Source organism: Agromyces sp. CCNWLW213, assembly GCF_037199545.1.
GTDB lineage: Bacteria > Actinomycetota > Actinomycetes > Actinomycetales > Microbacteriaceae > Agromyces.
In genome coordinates this window covers 57,815-80,025 of sequence record NZ_JBBBDX010000009.1, presented here as the reverse complement: position 1 = coordinate 80,025, position 22,211 = coordinate 57,815, and the positions used below count along the sequence as shown (strand labels likewise).

Sequence of the window (22,211 nt, the reverse complement as noted above, 5' to 3'; positions counted from 1 at the left end):
GGTAAAGATGGGGGGGTGTTGGGTGGCGGGAATGGGGGAAAAAGGGGAGGGTGTTGCCCTGGGGGGGGGGTTCCCCCCCCCCCCCCCCCGATTCGCGTCTCCCGCCTAGGCGGTGCCGAACGGATGCCGCGTGCCGGGCGGCAGCTTCTCGACCGCCGCGCGACGCAGCGGCGGCGACATCCGCTCGCCGTTCGCCTCGAGGAAGGCGACGAGTGCCCCGTGGTCGACCGCGCCGACGTGCCGCAACGCGATGCCGACGGGCTTGGCGACCACCGGGTCGGGATCGCCGAGCAGTCGTTCGGCGAGCCGGAAGAGGTCGGCGCGCGCGGCCTCGTCGCCGCTCCGCACGAACGCGAGCGGTGCGGTCATCGCCGTGCGGCGACGCAGCGGGTCGGATGACGCGGCGAGTTCGAACAGCGGATCGCGGGGCCTGGCCAGCAGGTGCTCGCCGACGACGCGCGGTGCCGCACGGTCGACCATGTCCCACGTGTCGATGCGGTCGTGCCTGCGCAGGTAGAGCCCGTAGCGTTCGCGTCGCACGTCGTCGTCGGGGCGGCCCCGCACCGCGAAGTCCATCACGCAGAACGCCGCCAGGCGCAGCTCGTAGGGGTCCTCGTCGAGCAGCCGCTCGAGCTCGTCGACCGGCAGGTCGGCGTACCGCTTCGCGACGTCGAACAGCTCGCCCATGCGCACCCCGAGCACGGGCCCGTCGCCGTGGTAGTGCTTCTGGGGATGCTCGTCGGGGCGGGCCGCGGCCCGCAGGTCGGCGATGAGGTCGGCAGCGGTCGCTGGCATGCGGTCAGGGTAGCGCCGCGACGGGCGGCTCGCGGCCGAGGCGGTTCCGGCACGTTCAGTGGCAGCTTCGACGGTGGTGGCATGACGGCGGCTCGCACCAGACTGGGCGGATGACTCGTCGTGGACTGCTCCTGTTCGTCGCGCTCGGCGTCGCCTGGGGCATCCCGTACCTGTTCATCAAGGTCGCGGTGAGCGAGCTCGAGCCCGCCATGGTGGTGCTCGGCCGGTCGGCGCTGGCGGCCCTCCTGCTCATGCCGCTGGCGTTCTTCCGCCGCGAGGTGTGGATGGTGGTGCGGCGGTGGAAGCCCATGGCGGCGTACACGCTCGTCGAGATCGTGCTGCCGTGGTACTTCCTGAGCTCCGCCGAGCAACGCCTCCCGAGCTCGACCGCCGGGCTCCTGCTCGCGACGGTTCCGCTCGCGGGCGTCGGCATCGCCTTCCTGATGGGCCGGCCGGAACGGCTCACGCGGCTCAACTGGCTCGGCATCGTGCTCGGCATGCTGGGCGTCGCCGCCCTGGTCGGGCTCGACATCGCGGGGTCCGATTTCATCGCGGTCGCCGAGATGGCGGTGGTCGTCGTCGGGTACGCGCTCGGGCCCGCGATCCTCGCGCGCTGGATGTCGGATCTGCCCGGCGTCGGCGTGGTCGCCGTGTCGCTCGCCGCCACCGCGGTGGTCTACGTCCCGTTCGTGCTGCTCACGGGCGCCTGGCCCTCCGCGTGGCCGTCGACGTCGGTGGTCGTCTCGATCGTCGTGCTCGCCGTCGTCTGCAGCGCCCTCGCGTTCCTGCTGATGGTGGCGCTCATCGGCGAGATCGGGCCGGTGAAGGCCACCGCGATCACGTACGTCAATCCGGCGGTCGCCATCCTCGCCGGAGTCCTCGTGCTCGGCGAGCGGGTGACCGTGTGGACGATCGCCGGATTCGGGCTCGTCCTCGCCGGTTCGTACCTGGTCACGCGCCGGCGGGCGCAGCCCGTCGGCGGTTCGGGCGTCGAGGAGCACGCCGCCGCGCAGGAGGCGGATGAGTCGCCCGCGGGTGGCCGAGTGCCAGTGCCCCCGCGACGCGGTCCCGAGGCCGGCGTTCGCGCTCCGGAGCGCTGAGCGGCCGGGCGATTCTCCGAGGACGTCATGTCGATCGCGCCGGATGCCGTTCGACGTCCATGATGAGGGGCGGACGGACCGCCCCGAACCGATCCCGACTGGAGACCACCATGCGCACCCTCATCGTCACCGAGTTCATCACCCTCGACGGCATCGTCGACTCGCCCGGCGGCGGAGACCACCCGCGCGCCGGGTGGACCTTCAGGGAGGTGCCCTTCGTCGAGGAGGCGTACGAGATCAAGGGCCGCGAGCAGGGCGAGGCGGGAGCGATGCTCCTCGGCCGGGTCAGCTACGACGAGTTCGCGCCCGTCTGGCCGAAGATGGACGAGTTCGCCGAGTACAACGCGATGCCGAAATACGTCGTCTCGTCGACCCTCACCGACCCGGAGTGGAACAACACGACCGTGCTGCGCTCGCTCGACGAGGTCGCCGAGCTCAAGCGCGGCGACGGCGAGGGCACGATCCTCGTGCATGCGAGCCCCACGCTCGCGCAGGGCCTCGCCGAGGCGGGCCTCGTCGACCGCTACCACCTGCTCGTGTTCCCCGTCGCGCTCGGCGAGGGCAAGCGCCTGTTCAACGGCCGCGAGCAGGGCCGGCTGCAGCTCGTCGAGCACGAGGCGTACTCGAACGGCGTCGTGAAGCAGGTCTTCAACGTCGTGCGGTGAGCGAGCGGATGCCGCGGGTCCTCATCGCGGCATCCGTCAGCGCGTTCCTCGCCTGTACGGCGGCTGAGGATCGGACCGGATCGGGGAGGATCGGGAAGAGCCCGGCCGCGGCATCCGTTGGCTCACACCATGACCACACTCGGAATCATCGGAGCAGGCAACATCGGCAGCCAGGTCGCGCGTGCGGCCGTGGCGAACGGATACGACGTCGTGATCGCGAACTCGCGCGGGCCGGAGACGCTCGCGGCCCTCGTCGCGGAGCTCGGGCCCCGCGCGCGGGCGGCGACCGCCGAGGAGGCCGGTGCGGCGGGGGACGTGGTCGTCGTGACCGTGCCGCTCAGGGCGTACCGCGACATCCCCGTCGAGCCGCTCGCCGGCAAGATCGTGATCGACACGAACAACTACTACTGGGAGCGCGACGGGCGCATCGCCGCGATCGACGAGGGCCGCGCCACGGTGTCCGGCCTGCTGCAGGAACACCTGCCGACCAGCCGGGTCGCGAAGGGGTTCAACCACATCATGGCGAAGGACATCACGACGGACGGCGCCCCCGTCGGGACGCCCGGACGCCGCGCCCTCGCCACGGCGAGCGACCACGACGACGCCGTCGCGTTCGTGACGGAGCTCTACGACCGCTTCGGCTTCGACACCGTGAACGTCGGTCCGCTCGCCGAGAGCTGGCGCGTCGAGCGCGACCAGCCCGCGTACGTGGTGCCGCAGACCCGCGACGAGCTCGTCGCGAACCTCGCGCGCGCGGAGCGGCTCGCGGCCTGACGGCGCCGGTCGGGGGCGGCGGATCGCCCCCGGCCGGACGCGCCCTTGGCGTGCCGCGCCCGGGGGCGGTATGTTCTCGTGTCACCGGTTGACGACGGCGTCATGATCGCTCCGAGGACCGAGAAGAGGAGACCATGATCTACGAGGACCGGGACCGCCTGAAGCGCGCCCTGCAGGCCACCACGGAAGGACGGCACCGCGAGGTCGAACTCGACGAGGCGGCACGCGAGTGCGCGGAGGCCCTGCTCACGGGGTCGATCGACGTCGCGCAGGTGCACGCGCAGCGCTACTCCGAGCTGAAGGGCGCCCCCGCGCGCGCCTGACGCCCGCCCGCCGCGAGGGGCGGGCGCGAGTCCGGATCAGCGGTAGGCCGAGGGGCGATCCGGCGAGAAGTCGACCTGCTCGACCTCGGTCATCACCTGGTGCGCGCGTTCCGCGGCGCGAGCGGCGAGCTCGGCGGCGTCCCGCGCCTGGGTGGACCGGGTCGTGGCCACGCTCGCGCCGATCTGGTCGAGGATCTGGCCGATGAGGTGCGCGAGGCCGTCGCGCAGCTCGGCGAGGTTGGTGTTGTCGATGAGCAGGCGCCGGTCGGCGGTCCGCAGCGAGACCTTCGGGTAGCCGGCCTCGGTGAGCCGGTCGTCGACCTCGCGTGCCCCGAGCAGGTCGAGCTCGGGTTGCAGCGGCCGGCGGGTGAAGACCGCCGTCACGGTGTACCGCTCCGGCGCCTCGACGGTGCCGAGCGATGCGGGGAGGTCGTTGACGAGGATGTGATCGACGGCGAACGGCTCGAAGTCCTCGGGCGCCGCCGATGCGGCGGTCATCGGACTGCCGATGCGGAGGCGCCGGGGGCCGTGCGGCCCCATGCGGCGGCGACGCTGGTCATCCAGCGGTCGGTGGATCCGGCGGATGCGGTGTAGGCGACCCAGAATCGGTCGAAACGGAGCTGGTCGTCATCGGCCGGGCTCCTGCCGGCGACCATCGGTCGCGGCGGGTGGTGTGCGGTACTCATGTCCGGAGCGTAGACCCGCGACATGTAGGGCCTCACAGCTTCGCCGCCGCGTCGCTTGCTGAGTGTTGCTGAGAATCCTGCGACTTCTCAGCGGGCTCCGGGGGACCCGGGCGTAGCGTCCGGAACAAGCGGTTCCCTCCACGCCGTCCGGTGAGAACGAGGGCCGCCGGTGCACGAGGTCGTGCGGGGAAGCAGGTCGATCATGACCGAGATCATCACCACCGTCGCGACGCGTTCCGCGTCGAACGGCGACTTCACGGACCTGGCCCGCATGGTCAAGTCCTCCGGGCTGATGCGGCGCCGCTACGGCTACTACTGGACGAAGCTCATCGCCGTCCCCGTCGCCGTCGCCGCCGCCGTCCTCGCCTTCATCTGGATCGGCGACACGTGGTGGCAGCTGTTCACCGCCGTCGGATTCGCCGTGCTGTTCACCCAGATCGCCTTCCTCGGCCACGACGCCGCGCACCGGCAGATCTTCCGCTCTGGCCGGTGGAACGACTGGATCAGCATCATCCTCGGCGACCTCTTCGTCGGCATGAGCTACGGCTGGTGGCAGCACAAGCACACCCGCCATCACGCCAACCCGAACCAGATCGACGCCGACCCCGACATCGACCTCCCGGTCATCGCCGTCACCCCCGATCGCGCCGCAAAGGCCCGCACGCCGCTCGTGCGCTGGGTCATGGCGCACCAGGGCGCGTTCTTCTTCCCCATCCTGCTGCTCGAGGGCCTCTCGCTGCACGCCTCGAGCGTGCGTCGCGTGTTCGCGCGTGAGCACGTGGCCCGTCGGCCGGTCGAGATCGCGTTCCTCGCCATCCGGATCACCGGATTCGTCACGCTCGTGTTCCTCGTCCTGTCGCCGGGTGTCGCGGCGGCGTTCCTCGGCCTGCAGCTCGGGCTGTTCGGGGTCTACATGGGCATGTCGTTCGCCCCCAACCACAAGGGGATGCCGCTCGTGCCGAAGGGCGCACGGCTCGACTTCCTCCGCCGCCAGGTGCTGATGAGCCGCAACATCCGCGGCAACCGGGTGCTCGACTTCGCGATGGGCGGCCTCAACTACCAGATCGAGCACCACCTGTTCCCGTCGATGCCGCGTCCGCACCAGCGACGCGCCGCCCCCATGATCGCGGGGTACTGCGACGAGCGGGGCGTGCCGTACACCGTCACCGGGCTGTGGCAGAGCTACGGGATCGTCCTCCGCTACATCAACCGCGTCGGGCTCGGCGAGCGCGACCCGTTCGCCTGCCCGCTCGTCGAGCAGCGCGCGTACCTCACGAGGTGACGCGAGGGCCCGCGGGCCCTTGGGCCATGGTGCACGCGACCGAGCGCGCGTACCGTGTCGTCGCACGGATGGGGAGGTCGCGATGACCGACGAGCGGAAACCCGCCGATGACGCACCGGTCGAGGCGTGGGACGACGAGGGCGGCGCCGGGGAGCGCGAGACCGCCGGACGGGAGCCCGACGGACGCGAGCCCGCCGCGCCAGACGACGAGCGTCGGGATGCGGAGGAACCCGGGCCGTGGGCCGACGAACGGTCCGGGCACTGGCACGGTGCGGCCTCGTCGGACGCGACGCAGGCTCGCGCGGATGAGGAGTGACGGCGGCGGGCGGGACGTTCGGCCCTCGGCCGCACGGTGCCCGCGGCTACCCTGAGGGGTATGTGGACCGCGATCGTCATCCTGCTCGTCGTGTGGGCGATCCTGTCGATCGTGGGCTTCGTCTTCGAGGGGCTGCTGTGGCTGGCCATCATCGGCATCGTGCTGTTCGTCGGCACGCTGATCATCGGCCTGATCCGCCAGGGCGCCCGGAGTCGGAAGGCGTAGTCGCGAACGCGGGGCGCGGCCGCCGCGGTGCGGCGGGCGCGCGGGAGCACGCCCGGGTTGCCGCAGGTCGCCGGCTGCCGCCAACATGACCCGCATGGATGTCACGCCCGACCCGATCACGCCGCAGCAGTTCCACGACGCCGACGGGATCGACGACTGGCGCGTCCTCTACTGGGGTGCGCACGCCTTCTTCCGCGCGGCGTCGTACGCGGCCGGTGCCCGCTTCGTGGTCGCCGTCACGTCGATCGACGAGGTCGCCCGGCACGAGCCCGACATCGACCTCCGGCATGAGGGCGTCGCCGTGAAGCTCATCAGCCGCGACATCCGGAACCTCAGCACCCGCGACCTCGAGCTCGCGCGGCGCATCTCGGCGATCGCTCGCGAGCACGGCATGCGGGCGGATGCCGCCGCGCTGCAGGTCGTGCAGACCGCGGTCGCGTCGCCCGAGTCGGCCGACGTGACGCCGTTCTGGCAGGCCGTCCTGGGGTACGTGCGACCGAACGAGTCGCACCTCGTCGACCCGCTGCGCCGCAGCTCGTCGGTCTTCCTGCAGCCGGCCGAGACCGTCGGTCCGGGGCGCGGACGCATGCACGTCGACGTCTGCGTGCCGCACGACCAGGTGCACGCGCGGATCGCGGCGGCGCTCGCCGCGGGCGGCCGGATCGCCGACGACTCCTTCGCCCCCGAGTGGTGGACGCTCGCCGACTCCGAGAACCACAAGGTCGACGTCACGACGTGGTGGGGCCGCGACTCGGTGCGCCTCGAGGAGGCGCGCCTCGAGAAGGCGCGCCCCGAGGAGCCGGGTCGGCCGTAGCCCGGCGGCCGTCGCGACGGTCGTCGCAGGACGACGGAGGCTGCTCGGGACGAGAACCGCGCATCCGTCCCGACCACCAGCCCCCGTCTTGTCGAAATCGCGGTCGAATGGGCGCCGATCGCGGGTCGAGGTCGTAGCATCGCTCGTGCGGGGAACCCACCCCGCACACTCGACACCCCTGCACCGCCAGCACCCCGCCCCGAGCGCCCACTCCGAGCGCCGACCCCCGCACCGCCCGCACGCCCCTGGAGTCCGGTTGAACGCCCCCGCCGACGACGACGACCTCGCGCCGAGGTCCGGCGCGTCCGTGCCGGGTGCCGCGCCGTCCGCCGACGCCGGGCGGTCGCTCGCCTCGCTCCTGCCCGTCGCACCTCCGGCCGACACGCGATCCGGCGCGCACGCGCAGCCGATCGAGGTGCCCGCCGTGCCGCCGCGCGCGTCGGCCGTCGACCGGCGCCGCTACTTCCTCAGCAGCCTCGAGCCGAGCGGCGAGTTCGACGCGGTCATCGTCGCGGTGACGGATGGCACGCGCCGCCGCTACTTCACGACGAGCGACGGGGCCCGCCTCACCGAGGTCGGCCACGAGTGGTTCGACCGGCAGAGCACCGAGGGCGGCCGATCGCTGCTCGAACTCGACGAGCGCGAACTCGGCGAACTCGAGGCGGAGCTCGAGTTCGTGCGCCCGGTCCGCGGGCGCGATCCGATCGCCGAGGCCGAGGCGGATGCCGCACACGAGGAGGACCGGATGGACACGTCAGCCGAGGCCGAGGTCGAGGTCGTGAGCGACGAGGTCGTGGGCGAGGGACGCGCGCCGTCGCCGGCCGAAGAGGAGGTGGACCCCGTGACGGAGGAGCTCGAGGCGATGGTGCTCGAATCGCGACGTTCGACGTTCGTGCTGGCCGGGCCCGCGGCATCCGATGCCGGACCGCACCCGGTGGACACCGCACCGGCGGTCGCGCCGCCCGCCCTCGGCGGAACCGACGCCGTCGAGCAGGTCGCGCTCGCGCGCGGCATCGCGTTCGCGGCGCACCGCGGCCAGCTCGACCGGTCGGGCGCCCCGTACATCGACCACCCCGGCCGCATCGCCGAGCGGTTCGACCTCGCGACGCACCCCGTCGAGGCGGCCGCCGCCTGGCTGCACGACGTGCTCGAGGACACCGACCTCACGGCCGAAGAGCTCTTCGAGGCCGGCGTGCGACCCGACGTCATCGAGGTCGTGCGCCTGCTGACGCGGACCCCGGAGGTCGCCGAGGACGAGTACTACGCCCGACTCCGCGCCCACGAGGTCGCCCGGCGCGTGAAGCTCGCCGACATCGACGACAACACCGCGCGATGGCGGCTCCGCCGGCTCGACTACGACACGCAGCTGCGCCTGGTCGAGAAGTACCGGGTGGCCCGCCGCGCGCTCGGCGAGTGAGCTCGAGGATCTCCCGGCGGACCATTGACCACCGCGCCCGACGGCCGCTAGTGTTCCACGGCTGCGCACTCGAGCGCAGCGATCCCGGAGACCTGCACGAGGAAGGACGAGCCGTGTATCTGCAGCGCACGAATCGCCAGTCCTTCATCGACCCCGCGAAGCAGGTCCTGCTTCGCGATGTCGAGCAGGTGCTCGATCCGGCACGCTGACGCCGCCGCAGCTTCGACTGCGAATCCGTCACCCCCGTGCCATCCGAGGCCCGGGGTTTCTTCTCTCCGTCTGCGCGCGACGGGAGCCCCCGGGCTCCGCGATCCGAAACCGATCGCAATGCAACCAGACAGGAAAGGAACATGGAGAAGCTCTCCGCACGGCTCGTGTCGTGGGCGAGCCTGATCGACGAGAAGACCGTCGAGCAGGCCCGCACCTCGTCGACGATGCCGTTCATCTACCCCCACCTCGCGCTGATGCCCGACGCGCACCTGGGCCTCGGCGCCACGGTGGGGTCCGTCATCCCGACGCTCGGCGCCATCATGCCCGCGGCGGTCGGCGTCGACATCGGGTGCGGCATGATCGCCGTGAAGACGCAGTTCGCCGCATCCGACCTGCCCACCGACCGGAAGGTCGTGCGGGAGCAGATCGAGCGCGCCATCCCGCTGTCGGCGGGCACGGCGAACCGCAAGGTCGTCGCGACCGCCGAGCCCCGGATCGCCGAGCTCGAGGAGCTCGCCGAGGCGAAGGGGTTCGACCCGGCGCGGTACGCCGGCAACTGGCGGCAGCAGCTCGGGTCGCTCGGCAGCGGCAACCACTTCATCGAGGTGTCCCTCGACGAGACGGATGCCGTATGGCTGTTCCTGCACTCCGGAAGCCGGGGTGTCGGCAACAAGATCGCGCAGCACCACATCCGGGTCGCGCAGGCGCTCGCCCGGAAGTGGTGGATCGAACTGCCCGACCGCGACCTCGCCTACCTCGTCGAGGGCACGCCGGAGTTCACGCGGTACATCGCCGAGCTGCGGTGGGCGCAGCACTTCGCGCTGCTCAACCGCGAGGAGATGATGGACCGGGTCATCCGCCAGGTCTCGGAGTGGGTCGGCGCGCCGGTGGAGGAGCGGGAGCGGATCAACTGCCACCACAACTTCACCGAGAGCGAGGAGCACTTCGGCAAGCGGGTGTGGGTGTCGCGGAAGGGCGCCATCAAGGCCGACGCCGGTCGGCCGGGCCTCATTCCCGGTTCGATGGGCACGGCGTCGTACGTGGTCGAGGGGCTCGGGCATCCGATGTCGCTGAACTCGTCGCCGCACGGCGCGGGCCGGCACTTCTCGCGGACGAAGGCGCGGGCGACGTTCACGCACGAGCAGCTGCGGGAGGCGATGGCCGGCATCGAGTTCCGCGACACCGACGCGTTCATCGACGAGATCCCTGCCGCGTACAAGCCCATCGACCAGGTGATGGCAGATGCCGCGTCGCTCGTGTCGGTGCGGCACACGCTGCGGCAGATCGTGAACGTGAAGGGCGACTGAGCCGGCGGCGTTCGACGGCCTCGTGGCTGACAGAGGGGGATGGGCATCCGGCGGATGCCCATCCCCCTCATTCGCTCGCGGCGCCTCGCTCCGCCGAGCGGACGGCGACCCGCTGGAGTGCCGTTCGTGCGATGGAGCCCGCTCGTCTGACGGGCTCCACCGCAGGAGCGGGACTCGAATCGGTCAGGATTCCTCGTTGTCGGCGGGTAGACGCGTCGGCTCGCCGCCGATTCCGCTGCCCTCGCCGGAGGGCGCGTCATCCGTCGTCGTGCGGTGCTTGGCGACCTCGTCGTCATTCACCTGCGTCATGGGGATGCGGTCGCGGTCGGCGTCCTTGTTGTCGCCCGGGTCCTGGGAGCCCGTCGAGATGTCGGTCACGGTGTCACCTTCCGTTTCCTCCACGCTCGCACGGGCCCCCGGTGGGGCGGCAGGCGGTTGACAACGCGGATGCGGCGGCCGTGGCGATCAGTCGAGCATGGCGAGGAAGCGCCGCATCCGGTCGGCGAGTTCCTCCGGCACTTCGGCCGCCGCGAAGTGGCCGCCCTCGTCGAGCCGGTCGAACCACCGCAGGTCGCGGTAGTGGGCGCGGGCGAGCGACTCGGGGTAGTCGCCCTCGTGCCGCTGGATCCACACCGCGGCAGGGACGTCGGTCGGCGGGATCGGATCGGGCGTGTCGGCGCCCTCGTAGTAGGGGCGGAACGACGACTGGATCGACCGGGTGACCCAGTAGATCATCGCCTCGGTCAGGATCCGGTCGCGCGAGATGCGCCGTTCCACGGCCCTCGGGTCGCCGGGGGGCGTGTCGCTCCACTCCACGAGCTTCTCCGCGATCCAGGCGAGGAGGCCCGCGGGCGAGTCGTCGAGCGCGACCGCGAGCGTGTCGGGGCGCGTCGCCTGTACGTGGCCGTAGGCGCCGTCCGTGCCGTGCTTCTCGGCGAGGGCGGCGAAGAACGCCGCCTCGGCGGGGTCGGTGAGCGCCTCGCGCTCGGCTCCGGTGGGGAAGTGCGCATGCGTCGCGACGATGCCCGCGACCTGCTCGGGGTAGCTCGCGGCGATGAGGTCGCTGACGTTCGCGGTGACATCCTCGCCGTAGGTGACGTACCGCTCGTAGCCGAGCACCTCGGTCATGAGCCGGTGCATGGTGGACGCGAGGCGGTGCTCGGTCATGGGCCCGTCGGCGTAGGGGGACGAGAACGCGAAGCCGGGCAGGCTGGCGACCACGACGTGCACGTCGCGGAGCCGATCGGCGAAGTCGAGCTGCAGGGCGAACGTGTGCGGCCAGCCGTGCATGACGAGCAGCGCGGGCGCGTCGGGTCGCTCGGCGCGCTGGTGCACGAAGTGCACGTTCGCGTCGCCGACGGGCGCGATGAACTGCGGATGCCGGTTCAGCCACGCCTCTCGGGCGCGCCAGTCCCAGTCGATCCAGGTGTCGACGAGCTCGCGGAGGTACGCCGCGGTCATGCCGGACGGCGGTCGCCGCGGCGAGTCGCCGAGCAGTCGCGTGCGAGCGAGCCGCTCGCGCAGGTCGCGCAGGACCTCGTCGTCGACGTGGATCTCGAAGGGCACCGGAGCCGTCATGGTCCGAACGTACGGAGGCCGTCCGACATCACGGGCGCCCCGCGTCCCCGTTGTTCCCGAGTCGCCGAAAACCGCGCCACCCGCGGCCGGGAAGCGCGGTTTCCGGCGACTCGGTCGGGGGCGGAGGCTGGAGAGGGGCCCGGAGGCGGGGGCGGGGGCAGCGACGTGGAGGGCGACGGGGGCGGGGGCAGCGGTGCGGAGGGCGACGGGGGCGGGGGCAGCGGCGTGGAGGGCGACGGGGGCCGGGCCAGCGGCGCGGAGGGCCGCGGCGGTGCGGCGTCAGTCCCCGCCGGCGGCGTGCCGCCGCACGAGCTCGGCCGCGACATCCGGAACCGAGTTGGTCCACGACCGCGGCGGCCGCTCGTACCCGCCGGCGGGCGGGCGCGGCGGGATCACGATCCGCTCCCACTCGACCGGCTCCCACGGGATCTTCGACAGCAGGTGCGAGATCATGTTGATCCGCGAGGCGCGCTTATCGTCGCTCTCGACCTCGTACCAGGGCGCCTCGGCGATGTCGGTGTGCACGAACATGGTGTCCTTCGCGCGCGAGTAGTCCTCCCACTTCGTGATCGACATCACGTCGTTGGGGCTCAGCTTCCAGCGCCGCATGGGGTCCTCGAGGCGCGAGCGGAAGCGCTCCTCCTGCACCACGTCGGACACGCTGAACCAGTACTTCAGCAGGATGATCCCGTCCTCGACGAGCATCCGCTCGAAGATCGGCGCCTGGTGCAGGAACCGGTGGTACTCCTCGTTCGTGCAGTACCCCATGACCCGTTCGACGCCCGCGCGGTTGTACCAGGAGCGGTCCATGAGCACGATCTCGCCCGCGGCGGGCAGGTGCGGCACGTACCGCTGGAAGTACCAGCGCGTCTTGTCGCGGGCGCTCGGCGTGGGCAGCGCGACGATGCGCGTGACGCGCGGGTTGAGGTACTCGCTGACGCGCTTGATCGTCGAGCCCTTGCCCGCGGCATCCCGGCCCTCGAAGATCACGACGAGCCTCGCGCCGGACTGCTGCACCCACGCCTGCATGTCGACGAGCTGCGCCTGCAGGCGTCGCAGCTCGCGCTCGTACAGCGACTTCGGCATGCGTCTGGTCATCGGCCACCCCTGACGAGAGCCTAGGGCGGATGCCGCGCGGCAGCCGCGCGCCGCGGCATCCGTCGACGAATGCTGCGCGCTGCCTGCCCCGCGCCCGGGCCGAGGAGTACGCTCACGACCAGCGGCCCCCGCCCGTCACGGGCGGGGAGGCCGGCGGCGAGGAGGCGGAGATGACGGTTCCCGAGATCAACTACTGGGCGGTGCTGCTGGCGACGCTGTCGAGCATGGTCGTCGGTACGATCTGGTACACGCCGAAGGTGTTCGGCACGCGCTGGGCGAAGCTCGCGAACGTCGACATGGACCGCCCGGGGTCGAGCGCGGTCGGGCCGATCGTCGTGACGGTGATCGTGAGCTTCATCACCGCGTGGGTGCTCGCGGGCGCGGCCACGATCGCGTGGCATTTCTACGGCGGCAGCTACCTGGTGGCCGCGATGTTCACGGCCTTCATCCTGTGGGCGGGATTCACCGCCGCGCGGTTCATCACCCACGACGCGTTCGAGGGGCGTCCGTCGGCGCTCACCACCATGAACATCGGGCACGAGCTGGTGACCGCGGTCGTGATGGGCCTCATCATCGGCGTCTGGCCGCCCGAGGGCACCGTCTGAGATCCGACACACCGTCGAACCCCGCGACCCTGGTGGTGCGGGGTTCGACGGCTCCCTGCTCGGCGTCAGCCCGAGCGCCGAGCCAGCAGTGCTTCGGCGAGCGCGACCGCCGTCGCGCGGTCGTTCGCGCTCACGTCGACCCAGTCGCGTCCGACCGCGAGGTCGACGGCGCAGGTCGTGCCGAACCGGCTGTCGCAGCGAACGGATGCCACGTCGCCCGGGGCGAGCCCGGCGAGCTCGATCGGCGTCGACGTGCCGGCCTCGAGCATCCGCAGGTACGCCCAGCGCCCCTCGTGGATCCAGTCGACCCTCGCCGCCTGGCCGAGGTCGTCGACGCCCCAGCCGCAGCCCCAGGCATCGGCGATGAGCCTGGCCTCGGCCCACTCGCTCCATCCGCCGGCCTCGATCATCACCTGCGCGTCGGGGGTCGCTGTGATCGACCGCACGTCGCCGACCGGGATGATCGCGTCGCACTCGTCGGGCGTCGGCACGGTCGACCGTTCCGGCATGGCGGGCGCGGCGGCCGGGCCGGCCGCGTTCACCGCTCCGACGACGGCATCGACGAGCGACGGCCACGCCGACGGGTCACCGGCGAGGTTCGCGCCGCCGTACGCGGAGAGGTCGACCCAGGCGTCGCCGACGGCCGAGCTCGCCGAGCACCATCCGCCGTCGCACGCGCGCTGCTCCGCGGGCATCCCGTGCTGGATGGCGCGCTCGCTCCACCCGGCGGCGGCGCGGGGGACGATCGAGATCGTGACGCCCACGTAATCGGGCTCGACACCGTACTGGTCGTTCATGGGCACGCCGTTCGACCACTCGCACGCGGTGCCGCCGACGGCGAGGATCGCGGCGCGTCGCGGGATCGCGACCCCGACGCCGGACTCGGACCTGATCGGGTCGATCGCGGCGACCTCGGTCGTGAAGATGCGCGACACGAGGGCGGGGTCGACCAGCGTGCCGCAGTCGAGGCCGTAGCGCGACGCGGGCTGCACCGTCGCCGGGGGATCCGGCGGCGTCGGCACGGTCGGCGGTGCGCTCGGCGGGCTGGTCGAGTATCCGGTCGTCGGCTCGGTGCTCGGCGTGCTGCTCGCAGTGCTGGGCGCGACGGAGGCGGAGTCCTCCTGCGGAGCGGACAGCATCAGCGCGACGGCGGCCCCCGCTCCGACGCCGAGCAGCGCGGCCACGCCGAGGCCGAACCCGAGGAGGCGGCGCGTCGACATCCGCCGCGCGGGCGCCGGCTCCTGCGCGGCCCGCTCGAGCACGTTGCGCTTCATCGACACGAGGAGGCGCGTCAGTTCGTCTCCGGTGGGAGGTTCAGACTTCATCGAGGCTCACCGCCTTCTTCAATCGGGCCCGGCTCCGGGACACGCGTTGCTTGACTGCGCCGACGCTGAGGTCGAGCTGTTCGGCTGCCTCGGCGTAGGCCAGGCCGTCGACGAGGCAGAGTTCGCACACCTGCCGGTCGATCGGTTCGAGTCGTTCGATCTCGTCGAGGACCCAGCGCAGGTCCTCCCGGGCCGCCTCGGCGTCGTGATAGCGACGGATGGCGCTGCCGCCGTCGGGCGCGACGTGGTCGTCGAACGGCTCGGCCCGGTTGCGGGCGGCCCGCCTGACGGCGTTCAGCCCGAAGTTGCGGCACGTGACGAGGAGCCACGGCAGCAGGGACGCCTCGGCGATCAGGATCTCCGACGCCTTGCGCCAGACCGTGAGGAACGTGTCCTGCACGATCTCCTCGACATCCATCCGGCTCGGCGCGATCGCCCACGCGTACCGCGTCACCGCCGGGGCGTGCCGGTCGAACACGACCGCCAACGCTCGTTGGTCGCCGCCCGCCAATCGCTCCAGGAGCTCGGCGTCGGTGCCGTCGGTCTCGTCCACGTCCACACCCCCCTTCACTCTAGGAATGTCCGAAGGTGAGGAAAGGTCACAAAGTGGGATCAAGTTGGCCCGCTGGAGCGCTCATCGTCGGGGCACGCGCGCAGCCCTGGACCGCCGACTAGGGCTCGCCGTCCTCGCGCTCGTACTCATCCACGACCCGACGGGTGAACTCGTCGGTCATGCGACGGGTCTCGCGTTCCTTCCGGGCGGCGTCCTCGGCGGTCTCGGTCGTCGCCCAGAGGCCGGCCAGCCGATCCTCCAGGGCGCGGACCTGCGCGCGCACCGCGTCATCCGTTCGAATGCGCGCCGCTTCGGCGGCATCGCGGACCGCCCGCACGGCGGTGTCCACGATGCGGCGCTCCAGCAAGACCACGACGCCGACGAGCAGCAAGGTCGTGCCCACCGCGCCGAGGACCCCGGCGAGGTACGCGGGGCGATCGGCGACCGGCGCGACGAGCAACCCGACGAGGATGCTCACGAGACCGAGCACGACGCATCCGACGAACCAGCCCCAGCGGATGCGGAGGCGCGGGGTCTCGAACGTGTCGGTCGTCATGCGGTCAGCGTATGGCGTCCGTGACATCCGACGCCGTCGCGCCACCGCCTCGCGTGGGGCGCTCGCCGCGCGCCCGCGCCGCGCCCACCCCCAGCGCCCTCCGAGCACCGCGCCCATAGGATCGACACATGGCCGGCTTCTGGGGCAAGCGCAAGCGTGAAGAGCAGCAGGAACTCGACGCGCAGGACCTCGACCTGGCCAAGCGCGCCCGGTCGGCGCTGGTCGCCGCCGACGAGCGCATCCGCGTGACCTCCGATGAGCTGGTCTTCGCCGAGGCCGAGCTCGGCGCCGACTCGACCAAGGCGCTGCGGCAGGCGCTCACGACGGTGCGCACGCACCTCGGCGAGGCGTTCCGGCTGAACCAGCTCAACCACGACGACATCCCCGACACCCGCGAGGAGCTGCGGATGCGCAACGCGCGCATCGTGCAGCTCTGCGAGTGGGCCGAGGACGTGCTCGACGACCAGACCTCCGCGCTCGAGGAGCGCGTGGCCCGGGCTCGGCGCGCGCCCGAGATCATCGCCGGCGTGCGGGGGGATGTCGCGCTCCTCCGCGAGCGCATCCCCGGCGCCCGCGAGATCGTCGACCGCCTCGCCGCGCGATACGCGCCCGAGGCGCTCGCGCAGGTGCAAGCGAACCCGGCCGAGGCCGAGCAGCTCCTCGGGTTCGCCGAGCACGGTGTCGGCGTCGCGGAGCGGCGACGGGAGGCGGGGCAGCGCGAGCAGGCGAACCTCGCGCTCGAGGCATCCGTCGAGTCGGTGCGTCGCGCGGCGACCCTGCTCGACGCGGTCGAGACCTTCGAGGTCGAGGCGCTGCGGGCCGAGTCGACGCTCGCGGCGATCGTCGAGGACTCGCGCGGGGATATCGCCGTCGCCCTCAGGGAGCCGCAGTCGCCCACCGTCTCGAAGGCGATCGGCGAACTGCAGGCGGCGCTCGCCGCGCTCCCGCCGGCCGGCGTCAACACCGACCCGTTCACGCACCTCGACCGCCTGCGCGAAGCCAATTCGGGACTGGATGCCGCGATCGCGGCCGCTCGCGAACGCGCGGCGCGCCCCGTCCCGCCGGTCGAGCACGTGCTGCACGCGATCGACGACGCCGACCGCCAGCTCGCCGTCGCCCGCGACGTGATCGCCGGCCATCGCGGCTGGATCGGCGCCGACGCCCGCACGCGCCTCGCCGAGGCCGAGCGCATCCGCCTCGACCTGGACCACTTCCTCGGCATGCCCGCGGCGACCGTCCCGACCATCGACGAGGACCACCGCGAGAACGCGATGGCGATGGCCCGCCGCGCCGCCTACCTCGCGGCCGAGGCGCTGCAGCTCGCGCGGCGCGACATCGACTCGTCGCGTCCGCAGGGCTACGACCAGTGGGGCGGCCCGGGTCAGGGCTGGGGCGGCGGGCGTCGCAGCAGCGGCGGCGGCGACATGATGGGCGGCATCCTCGGCGGCCTCGTCATCGGCAGCATCCTCGACGGGTTCTTCGACGGCTGAGCCGGCGGGCGTGGCGTCGAGCGGATGCCGCGGGCCGGGGCCTGATCTCATCCACGGCGTGCTTTCGGACGGGCGCGCTTACGATGGAGCATGGCCGGGTTCCGGGTCAGGCGCCGACGGAGTGCGCGCGACCTCGAGGTCCACGACGCCGAGCTGGCGAAGCGGGCCGGATCGGCGCTGTTCGCCGCCGATGAGCGGATCCGGGCCGCGGCCGAGGAGTTCGCGTTCGCCGAGGCGGAGCTCGGGGGCGACGCGACGTCCCGGCTGAGCGGGGTGCTCGAGGAAGCGCGGGGCAGGCTCAGCGAGGCCTTCCGGCTGAACCGGTGGGAGCCTGTCGCGGCCGACGAGATGCGGGTGCGCCATTCGCGGGTCATCGAGCTGTGCGAATCGATCGGGCAGCTGCTCGACGACTCGACCCTGATGCTCGCCGACTCCGTCGCGCGCGTGCGGCGCACCCCGGTCGTCTTTACCGAGGTGCTCGTCGAGACCGGGCGGCTGCGCGCTCGCATCCCTGCCGCTCGCGGCATCGTCGACCGGCTCGCCGCCCGCTACGCGCGATCGGCGCTGACCCCGGTCGCCGCCCATCCGGCCGAAGCCGAGCAGCTGCTCGCCTTCGCCGAGCACAGTGTCGGCGTCGCCGCACGGCGTCGGGCGGCGGGACAGCTCGAGCAGGCGAGTCACGCGCTCGAGGCATCCGCTGCCTCGCTGCGGCGCGCCGCGGCCCTGCTCGACGCGGTGGACGAGTTCGAGATCGACCTGCTTCGCGCGGAGGCCGACCTGGTCTCGGCCGTCGAGGGCGCCCGCCGCGCCCTCGCCGGCGCGGCCCCCGAGCCGCACTCGCGCCGACTCGGGGACGCGATCGCCGAGCTGCGGGCGGCGCTCGCCGATCTCCCGGTGATCGGCGTCAACACCGACCCGCTCGCGCACCTGGCGCGCGTGCGTCAGGCGCATCAGGCGCTGGATGCCGCGGCGGCACCCGCTCGCGAGCGCGCACCCCGCGTCACCCCGGCCGAGCACCGTCCGCACCGCGTCCACCACGCGATCGAGGACGCCGACCGCCGCCTCGACGCCGCCCGCGACGCAGTCGCCGGCCACCCCGGGTGGATCGGCGCCGCCGCCCTGACCCGCCTCGCCGAGTCCGAGCGGATCCGGCTGGACCTGGCGCACTGCCTCGGCAGCCCCACCGAGACGGTCGCGGTGATCGACGCGGACCACGGCGCGCGCGTGCTGGCGATGGCCGGCCGGGTCGCGTATCTGGCGAGTGAAGCCGTGCAGCTGGCGCGGCGCGACGTCGACGCGTTCCGCGCGCAGGGTCGACTCTCGGCCGCGTCCTGATACGCGTCAGCGTCGCCCGTCACTCGGCCCGGCGCGCCCCGCAGTTCCAGCACCTGCCGCCCTCGACGAGCGCCCCGCACTCGGTGCAGGTCGCGGCGAGCCAGCACACGTCGCCGGTCACCGCGGTCTGGTCGACCTCGGCCTGCGATGCCTCCCCGGATGCCGCGTCGCGATGCTCCACCGCACCATTCTCCTCGTGAGGGCTGCGGCCGGTAGTGCGGCTACCCGACGCCGGCCAGCAACTCCGCGAACACCTCGCCGGCATCCTCGCGCACCGCGAGGCGCCCCGACTGTCCCATCCACAGCCCCTGCAGGTCGCCGCGCCCGGCGCGCACGGCCTCGGCGCGGAAGCGTCCCGTGATCCAGTTCTGCATCGGGAACGGCGCGGTGCCGCCGGCCGCGGTCAGTTCGCGCACCGCCCGGTTCTCTGCGCCGCGCGCGAGGCGTCCGCTCATCACGCGCGTCAGCATCGTGTCCTCGGCGGCGGTCGCCGCGATCGTCTCGCGGTGCAGATCCGTCGTCGCCGACTGCCTGGTGCGCAGGAACGCCGTGCCGACCTGCACGCCCGCCGCGCCGAGCGCGAGCGCGGCCGCGACGCCGCGCCGGTCCGCGATCCCGCCCGCCGCGATCACGGGCACGTCGACCGCGTCGACGACCTGCGGGATCAGCGAGATCGACCCGACGAGCGCCTGCTCCGCCTCGCGCAGGAACGCCACGCGGTGCCCGCCCGCCTCGAGACCGGTCGCGACGATCGCATCGACCCCGCCGGCCTGCAGTGCGACCGCCTCGTCGACCGTGGTCGCCGTGCCCAGCAGACGGATGCCGCGCTCCCGAGCGCTCTCGACCACGTCCGCCGGCGGCACACCGAACACGAAGCTCGCCACCGCGGGCCGCACCTCGAGCACCGCCGCCCACTGCTCCTCGAACGGCGGCAGGAACCGCTCCGGCGGCGACTCCGGCGCCGGCACTCCGAGCTCGTCGAAGAACGGCCGAGCGGATGCCACGGCCCGCTCGAACGCGCCGAGCTCGAACGCGGCATCCGTCGCCAGCGGCAGCCAGAGGTTGAGCGCGAACGGGCCGCCCGTCGCGGCCCTGATCGCGGCACCCGTCTCGCGGATGCGGTCGGCGTCGTACCCGTAGAGCCCGTACGAGCCCAGGCCGCCGAGCTCGCTCACGGTCGCGGTGAGCTCGACCGACGACAGCCCGCCGAACGGGCCCAGCACGATCGGGTGGTGGCGGATGCCGAGCAGGTCGGTGAGGCGGGTGCGTGCGTCGGTCATGATGCTCCTCAGTCTCGCGGGGGCGCTTCCGCTGGTCGAGCGCCAGCACCCGTTCGGCGAGGCTTCCCGTCGATGAGGTCAACGCGTGCGCCCCGGGCGGATTCCGTTGCGGTTTGGGGGCTACCCGTTCGCAATGTTCAGGAGCGCGGCCATAGCCGCTGACCACATCGTGACGAAGGCGACGGGTACCGCGGCGACGATCGCTGCGGTCCACCCCCGCCGACGCCAGCGCGCGCGGCCGATCGCGGTATGCAGCCGGTCGAACGCGGCGTGGTCGACCGTCTCGGACTCCGGCATCCGCTGCCAGGCCGCCGGCTGCGCGGCGACCATCGCCAGGCGCCGCACCTGCTCGGGTGAGAGCGTGACCGGATGCCGCTGCAGCCTCCGCACGAGCTCGTGCTCGCGCAGCACGACGACATCGTGCGGGCGCTCGCGCACCGTCGTCCGCTTCGCCGCGACGATCGCGATGATCGGGGTGACGTCGACGAGCGTGCGCGCGGCGACCGACAGCAGCTTCGAAGTGCGCCGGGCCTCGTACCGGGCGTTGCGCAGGTGATCGGTGCGCTGCCCGGCCACGAGGATGCGCTTCGCGGCCACCCAGACGTGCTGCCCGCGGTGGTGCTTGGTGTTGATGGTGAACACGCCGCCCGGGCCGATGACGACGTGGTCGAGGTCGCTCGCGCCGGTACCGATCGGTACCGAGTGCAGCACGTACCAGCCGGGCCCGAGCGCGCCGAGCCGGCGCGCGACCTCGAGCTCGCCGAGAGCGCCGAGGTACCAGGGCTCGGCCTCGCGTCCGAGCGGCGAGACCCCGAAGAACCGCTGCACCGCGGTGTTCGGCGGCACGGTCGCCTGCGCGCGCAGGCATTCGGCGATGACGGATGCCGCGGGGCGGCGATGACCGAGCGACTCGGCAGGGGCGGGCGCAGTGCTCACGGGCGGGTCCTCGTTCGGGCGGTAGGGTCGCTCGATCCTGCCAGTGCCGCACAAGCGGAGAGAATCCCCCGAAGAGGGGTGGCTCATCGGCGCGATGAGGGCGCTTCTCCTCGCCGCTCGCCAGTAGCGTCGGAGCATGGCGGATGTCGAGGTGCGCACCCTGAACGCACCGCCCCCGAAGGACCCGTCCGTGGCGCTGTCGCAATCGCCGGACGCGCTGCGGCGGCTGCGCCGCTGGGCTCGGATGAAGCCCGATCTCACCTTCTCCGAGGAGCACCTCGAGCACCTCCGCGATCAGCTCGACTTCATCGATGCGAGCTGCGACCGCTTCGATTCGGGCGTGCATGCCGAGGCGAAACGACTCGCCATCGCCGTGCGGGTGCTCGCCTACGACACCACCGTGAGCACGGGCTTGCTCACGCGAATGGGCGTGACCCAGATACTGCCTTGGGTGGACGGCACGATCCCAGGCGGCACGCGGGTCGTGAGGCTGGCGAAGGATCTCGGCGTGGCGCCGGTCGGCTCGCTCCTGACGGTGATCCCGAGTGAAGCGGATGCCACGTGGGCGCCGGCCTTCTCCCAAGTGCCGCTGGGAGCCCACCGGGTCGGCTTCACCTACTGGTGGCAGATACCGAGGATCTTCGACAACCGGGGGACCGAAGCCTCGCGCCGCGACGTCGTTTTGTGGCTGGCCCACCACGACGGCGGCGCCCACGTCGACACCCTTCCGGACGCCTATCGAGCGATCGCCCGTGGGAGCAGCGTAGGCGACTTCTTCAGCCGATTGGGCCGGTCGCCGAGGGATGATTCGCCGGTGCCGGCGGCGATGCGCCAGATCGCCGAGGAGGTGCGGTTCACGCTACGGGCGGCGTTGGGCGACTCGGCGCGTTGAACGTTCGGGACTCAAGACTCGGGAAGACTCTCGGCGCCGTCCACTCTTTCGGCCATCAGCTTTCCGCCGACGAACACCACTCCAAGGGCGAGCGCCGCCCCTGCTCCGAGCAGAACCTTCCCGAGCACGCCATCGAGGAACTGCTTGTTCTCGCTGTCTTTCTGGAACTCGAGGCGCCCGGTCTCCTGGATTTGCTCGATGAGGTACTTCTTCTCCTCCCAGCTCAAATCGTCCCTGCTCAGCTCGCCGCGGAGAATCGCCCTGATTTCTTGGAAAGCACGATGCACATGCTTCTGGCTCTGCTTGTTCGCCGAGAGGGTCGAACTGTGCGCATTTTCCATCGCGTCCACGGCATCCATGGCGAAATCCTTGAACACGGGAAACTGCTCAATGATCTTCAGGGCCACGTCCGTGTCCATGGCCGGCATCATGGCCGCGAATCTGATCATCTTGTCCTTCGAGAGGTTCCGCCAGGACTCGATGCCGAGCGCCTTCTTGATCTCCTCTTCATTTTCGAATCTCATGCTGTGATCCCTTCCCCTTCCAGACGTCTGTAGCCAAATCGGAGAAGGCGCCTCCATAGCCGTGCATTTCCGCGCTCCTCGGCGTTGCCGTGCTTGCGGCGCAGGAAATCAAGGCGAGACTCATG

Annotated in this window: 27 protein-coding genes; 14 read left to right on the top strand and 13 right to left on the bottom strand. The window is 72.1% G+C overall.

Annotated features, from left to right (window positions below):
* Nucleotides 1–105: 105 nt before the first annotated feature.
* On the bottom strand, nucleotides 106–795 hold the full coding sequence (locus WBQ80_RS15160; protein ID WP_336573044.1) for a DNA alkylation repair protein: 690 nt from the start codon (nucleotides 793–795) through the stop codon (nucleotides 106–108).
* Between the two features lie 110 nt (nucleotides 796–905).
* Between WBQ80_RS15160 and WBQ80_RS15155 the strand changes: the two genes are divergently transcribed.
* The 4 genes from WBQ80_RS15155 (at nucleotide 906) to WBQ80_RS15140 (ending at nucleotide 3,657) form a co-directional block, all read left to right on the top strand.
* Nucleotides 906–1,895, top strand: coding sequence for a DMT family transporter (locus WBQ80_RS15155; protein ID WP_336573043.1), 990 nt, complete (start codon nucleotides 906–908; stop codon nucleotides 1,893–1,895).
* A 110-nt stretch (nucleotides 1,896–2,005) separates the two neighbouring features.
* On the top strand, nucleotides 2,006–2,560 hold the full coding sequence (locus tag WBQ80_RS15150; protein ID WP_336573042.1) for a dihydrofolate reductase family protein: 555 nt from the start codon (nucleotides 2,006–2,008) through the stop codon (nucleotides 2,558–2,560).
* Between the two features lie 129 nt (nucleotides 2,561–2,689).
* The gene (locus WBQ80_RS15145; RefSeq protein ID WP_336573041.1) at nucleotides 2,690–3,334 is read left to right on the top strand and encodes an NADPH-dependent F420 reductase; all 645 of its coding nucleotides are present in this window, start codon (nucleotides 2,690–2,692) and stop codon (nucleotides 3,332–3,334) included.
* A gap of 134 nt (nucleotides 3,335–3,468) precedes the next feature.
* Nucleotides 3,469–3,657, top strand: coding sequence for a hypothetical protein (locus WBQ80_RS15140; RefSeq protein ID WP_336573040.1), 189 nt, complete (start codon nucleotides 3,469–3,471; stop codon nucleotides 3,655–3,657).
* A 36-nt stretch (nucleotides 3,658–3,693) separates the two neighbouring features.
* Here the strand turns inward: WBQ80_RS15140 and WBQ80_RS15135 are convergent, their stop codons facing one another.
* Together WBQ80_RS15135 and WBQ80_RS15130 are read right to left on the bottom strand one after the other, a co-directional pair.
* A complete protein-coding gene (locus tag WBQ80_RS15135) occupies nucleotides 3,694–4,155 on the bottom strand; it encodes a hypothetical protein (RefSeq protein ID WP_336573039.1) in 462 nt (153 codons plus the stop codon).
* A complete protein-coding gene (locus WBQ80_RS15130) occupies nucleotides 4,152–4,343 on the bottom strand; it encodes a hypothetical protein (protein WP_336573038.1) in 192 nt (63 codons plus the stop codon). The genes WBQ80_RS15135 and WBQ80_RS15130 overlap by 4 nt, the downstream gene beginning before the upstream one ends.
* A 202-nt stretch (nucleotides 4,344–4,545) precedes the next feature.
* Between WBQ80_RS15130 and WBQ80_RS15125 the strand changes: the two genes are divergently transcribed.
* The 6 genes from WBQ80_RS15125 (at nucleotide 4,546) to WBQ80_RS15100 (ending at nucleotide 9,914) form a co-directional block, all read left to right on the top strand.
* Complete coding sequence (locus WBQ80_RS15125; RefSeq protein WP_336573037.1) at nucleotides 4,546–5,625, top strand: fatty acid desaturase family protein; 1,080 nt, start codon at nucleotides 4,546–4,548, stop codon at nucleotides 5,623–5,625.
* An 82-nt stretch (nucleotides 5,626–5,707) separates the two neighbouring features.
* On the top strand, nucleotides 5,708–5,941 hold the full coding sequence (locus WBQ80_RS15120) for a hypothetical protein (protein ID WP_336573036.1): 234 nt from the start codon (nucleotides 5,708–5,710) through the stop codon (nucleotides 5,939–5,941).
* A 60-nt stretch (nucleotides 5,942–6,001) separates the two neighbouring features.
* Complete coding sequence (locus WBQ80_RS15115) at nucleotides 6,002–6,166, top strand: hypothetical protein (RefSeq protein WP_336573035.1); 165 nt, start codon at nucleotides 6,002–6,004, stop codon at nucleotides 6,164–6,166.
* Between the two features lie 94 nt (nucleotides 6,167–6,260).
* On the top strand, nucleotides 6,261–6,980 hold the full coding sequence (locus WBQ80_RS15110) for a VOC family protein (protein WP_336573034.1): 720 nt from the start codon (nucleotides 6,261–6,263) through the stop codon (nucleotides 6,978–6,980).
* Between the two features lie 256 nt (nucleotides 6,981–7,236).
* Nucleotides 7,237–8,397 (top strand): hypothetical protein, encoded by a 1,161-nt coding sequence (locus WBQ80_RS15105; protein WP_337282595.1) that lies wholly within the window; start codon nucleotides 7,237–7,239, stop codon nucleotides 8,395–8,397.
* A 350-nt stretch (nucleotides 8,398–8,747) separates the two neighbouring features.
* On the top strand, nucleotides 8,748–9,914 hold the full coding sequence (locus WBQ80_RS15100) for an RtcB family protein (protein ID WP_336573032.1): 1,167 nt from the start codon (nucleotides 8,748–8,750) through the stop codon (nucleotides 9,912–9,914).
* A gap of 183 nt (nucleotides 9,915–10,097) precedes the next feature.
* Here WBQ80_RS15100 and WBQ80_RS15095 read toward each other — a convergent pair whose 3' ends face one another.
* From WBQ80_RS15095 to ppk2, 3 genes are all read right to left on the bottom strand, one after another.
* Nucleotides 10,098–10,292: a hypothetical protein gene (locus tag WBQ80_RS15095; RefSeq protein ID WP_336573031.1), complete on the bottom strand. Its 195-nt coding sequence runs from the start codon at nucleotides 10,290–10,292 to the stop codon at nucleotides 10,098–10,100.
* An 87-nt stretch (nucleotides 10,293–10,379) separates the two neighbouring features.
* Nucleotides 10,380–11,492: an epoxide hydrolase family protein gene (locus tag WBQ80_RS15090; RefSeq protein WP_336573030.1), complete on the bottom strand. Its 1,113-nt coding sequence runs from the start codon at nucleotides 11,490–11,492 to the stop codon at nucleotides 10,380–10,382.
* A gap of 279 nt (nucleotides 11,493–11,771) precedes the next feature.
* A complete protein-coding gene (gene ppk2 / locus WBQ80_RS15085; RefSeq protein WP_336573029.1) occupies nucleotides 11,772–12,590 on the bottom strand; it encodes a polyphosphate kinase 2 in 819 nt (272 codons plus the stop codon).
* Between the two features lie 170 nt (nucleotides 12,591–12,760).
* Between ppk2 and WBQ80_RS15080 the strand changes: the two genes are divergently transcribed.
* On the top strand, nucleotides 12,761–13,195 hold the full coding sequence (locus WBQ80_RS15080) for a DUF1761 domain-containing protein (protein WP_336573061.1): 435 nt from the start codon (nucleotides 12,761–12,763) through the stop codon (nucleotides 13,193–13,195).
* 65 nt (nucleotides 13,196–13,260) lie between these two features.
* On the opposite strand, the gene WBQ80_RS15075 is transcribed toward WBQ80_RS15080, so the two are convergent.
* The 3 genes from WBQ80_RS15075 to WBQ80_RS15065 form a co-directional block, all read right to left on the bottom strand.
* Nucleotides 13,261–14,520: a hypothetical protein gene (locus WBQ80_RS15075; RefSeq protein ID WP_336573028.1), complete on the bottom strand. Its 1,260-nt coding sequence runs from the start codon at nucleotides 14,518–14,520 to the stop codon at nucleotides 13,261–13,263.
* The gene (locus tag WBQ80_RS15070; protein WP_336573027.1) at nucleotides 14,510–15,073 is read right to left on the bottom strand and encodes an RNA polymerase sigma factor; all 564 of its coding nucleotides are present in this window, start codon (nucleotides 15,071–15,073) and stop codon (nucleotides 14,510–14,512) included. The genes WBQ80_RS15075 and WBQ80_RS15070 overlap by 11 nt, the downstream gene beginning before the upstream one ends.
* Before the next feature lie 118 nt (nucleotides 15,074–15,191).
* Nucleotides 15,192–15,629 (bottom strand): hypothetical protein, encoded by a 438-nt coding sequence (locus tag WBQ80_RS15065; protein WP_336573026.1) that lies wholly within the window; start codon nucleotides 15,627–15,629, stop codon nucleotides 15,192–15,194.
* A 128-nt stretch (nucleotides 15,630–15,757) separates the two neighbouring features.
* Here WBQ80_RS15065 and WBQ80_RS15060 point away from each other — a divergent pair, with 128 nt between their 5' ends.
* Nucleotides 15,758–17,119 (top strand): hypothetical protein, encoded by a 1,362-nt coding sequence (locus WBQ80_RS15060; RefSeq protein ID WP_336573025.1) that lies wholly within the window; start codon nucleotides 15,758–15,760, stop codon nucleotides 17,117–17,119.
* A 90-nt stretch (nucleotides 17,120–17,209) separates the two neighbouring features.
* Entirely contained in the window at nucleotides 17,210–18,454 is a 1,245-nt protein-coding gene (locus WBQ80_RS15055) for a hypothetical protein (protein WP_336573024.1), read from the top strand.
* A gap of 19 nt (nucleotides 18,455–18,473) precedes the next feature.
* Here WBQ80_RS15055 and WBQ80_RS15050 read toward each other — a convergent pair whose 3' ends face one another.
* The 3 genes from WBQ80_RS15050 to WBQ80_RS15040 form a co-directional block, all read right to left on the bottom strand.
* Nucleotides 18,474–18,635, bottom strand: a complete 162-nt coding sequence (locus WBQ80_RS15050; RefSeq protein ID WP_336573023.1) for a hypothetical protein — start codon at nucleotides 18,633–18,635, stop codon at nucleotides 18,474–18,476.
* Between the two features lie 40 nt (nucleotides 18,636–18,675).
* The gene (locus tag WBQ80_RS15045) at nucleotides 18,676–19,734 is read right to left on the bottom strand and encodes an NAD(P)H-dependent flavin oxidoreductase (protein ID WP_336573022.1); all 1,059 of its coding nucleotides are present in this window, start codon (nucleotides 19,732–19,734) and stop codon (nucleotides 18,676–18,678) included.
* Nucleotides 19,735–19,854: 120 nt separating this feature from the next.
* Nucleotides 19,855–20,670: a nuclease-related domain-containing protein gene (locus WBQ80_RS15040; RefSeq protein WP_336573021.1), complete on the bottom strand. Its 816-nt coding sequence runs from the start codon at nucleotides 20,668–20,670 to the stop codon at nucleotides 19,855–19,857.
* A 136-nt stretch (nucleotides 20,671–20,806) separates the two neighbouring features.
* On the opposite strand from WBQ80_RS15040, the gene WBQ80_RS15035 reads away from it, so the two are divergent.
* Nucleotides 20,807–21,562 (top strand): hypothetical protein, encoded by a 756-nt coding sequence (locus WBQ80_RS15035; protein WP_336573020.1) that lies wholly within the window; start codon nucleotides 20,807–20,809, stop codon nucleotides 21,560–21,562.
* Nucleotides 21,563–21,573: 11 nt separating this feature from the next.
* Here the strand turns inward: WBQ80_RS15035 and WBQ80_RS15030 are convergent, their stop codons facing one another.
* Nucleotides 21,574–22,086 carry a hypothetical protein gene (locus WBQ80_RS15030; protein ID WP_336573019.1) on the bottom strand — a complete coding sequence of 171 codons (513 nt, stop codon included), beginning with the start codon at nucleotides 22,084–22,086 and terminating at the stop codon, nucleotides 21,574–21,576.
* Between the last annotated feature and the right edge of the window lie 125 nt (nucleotides 22,087–22,211).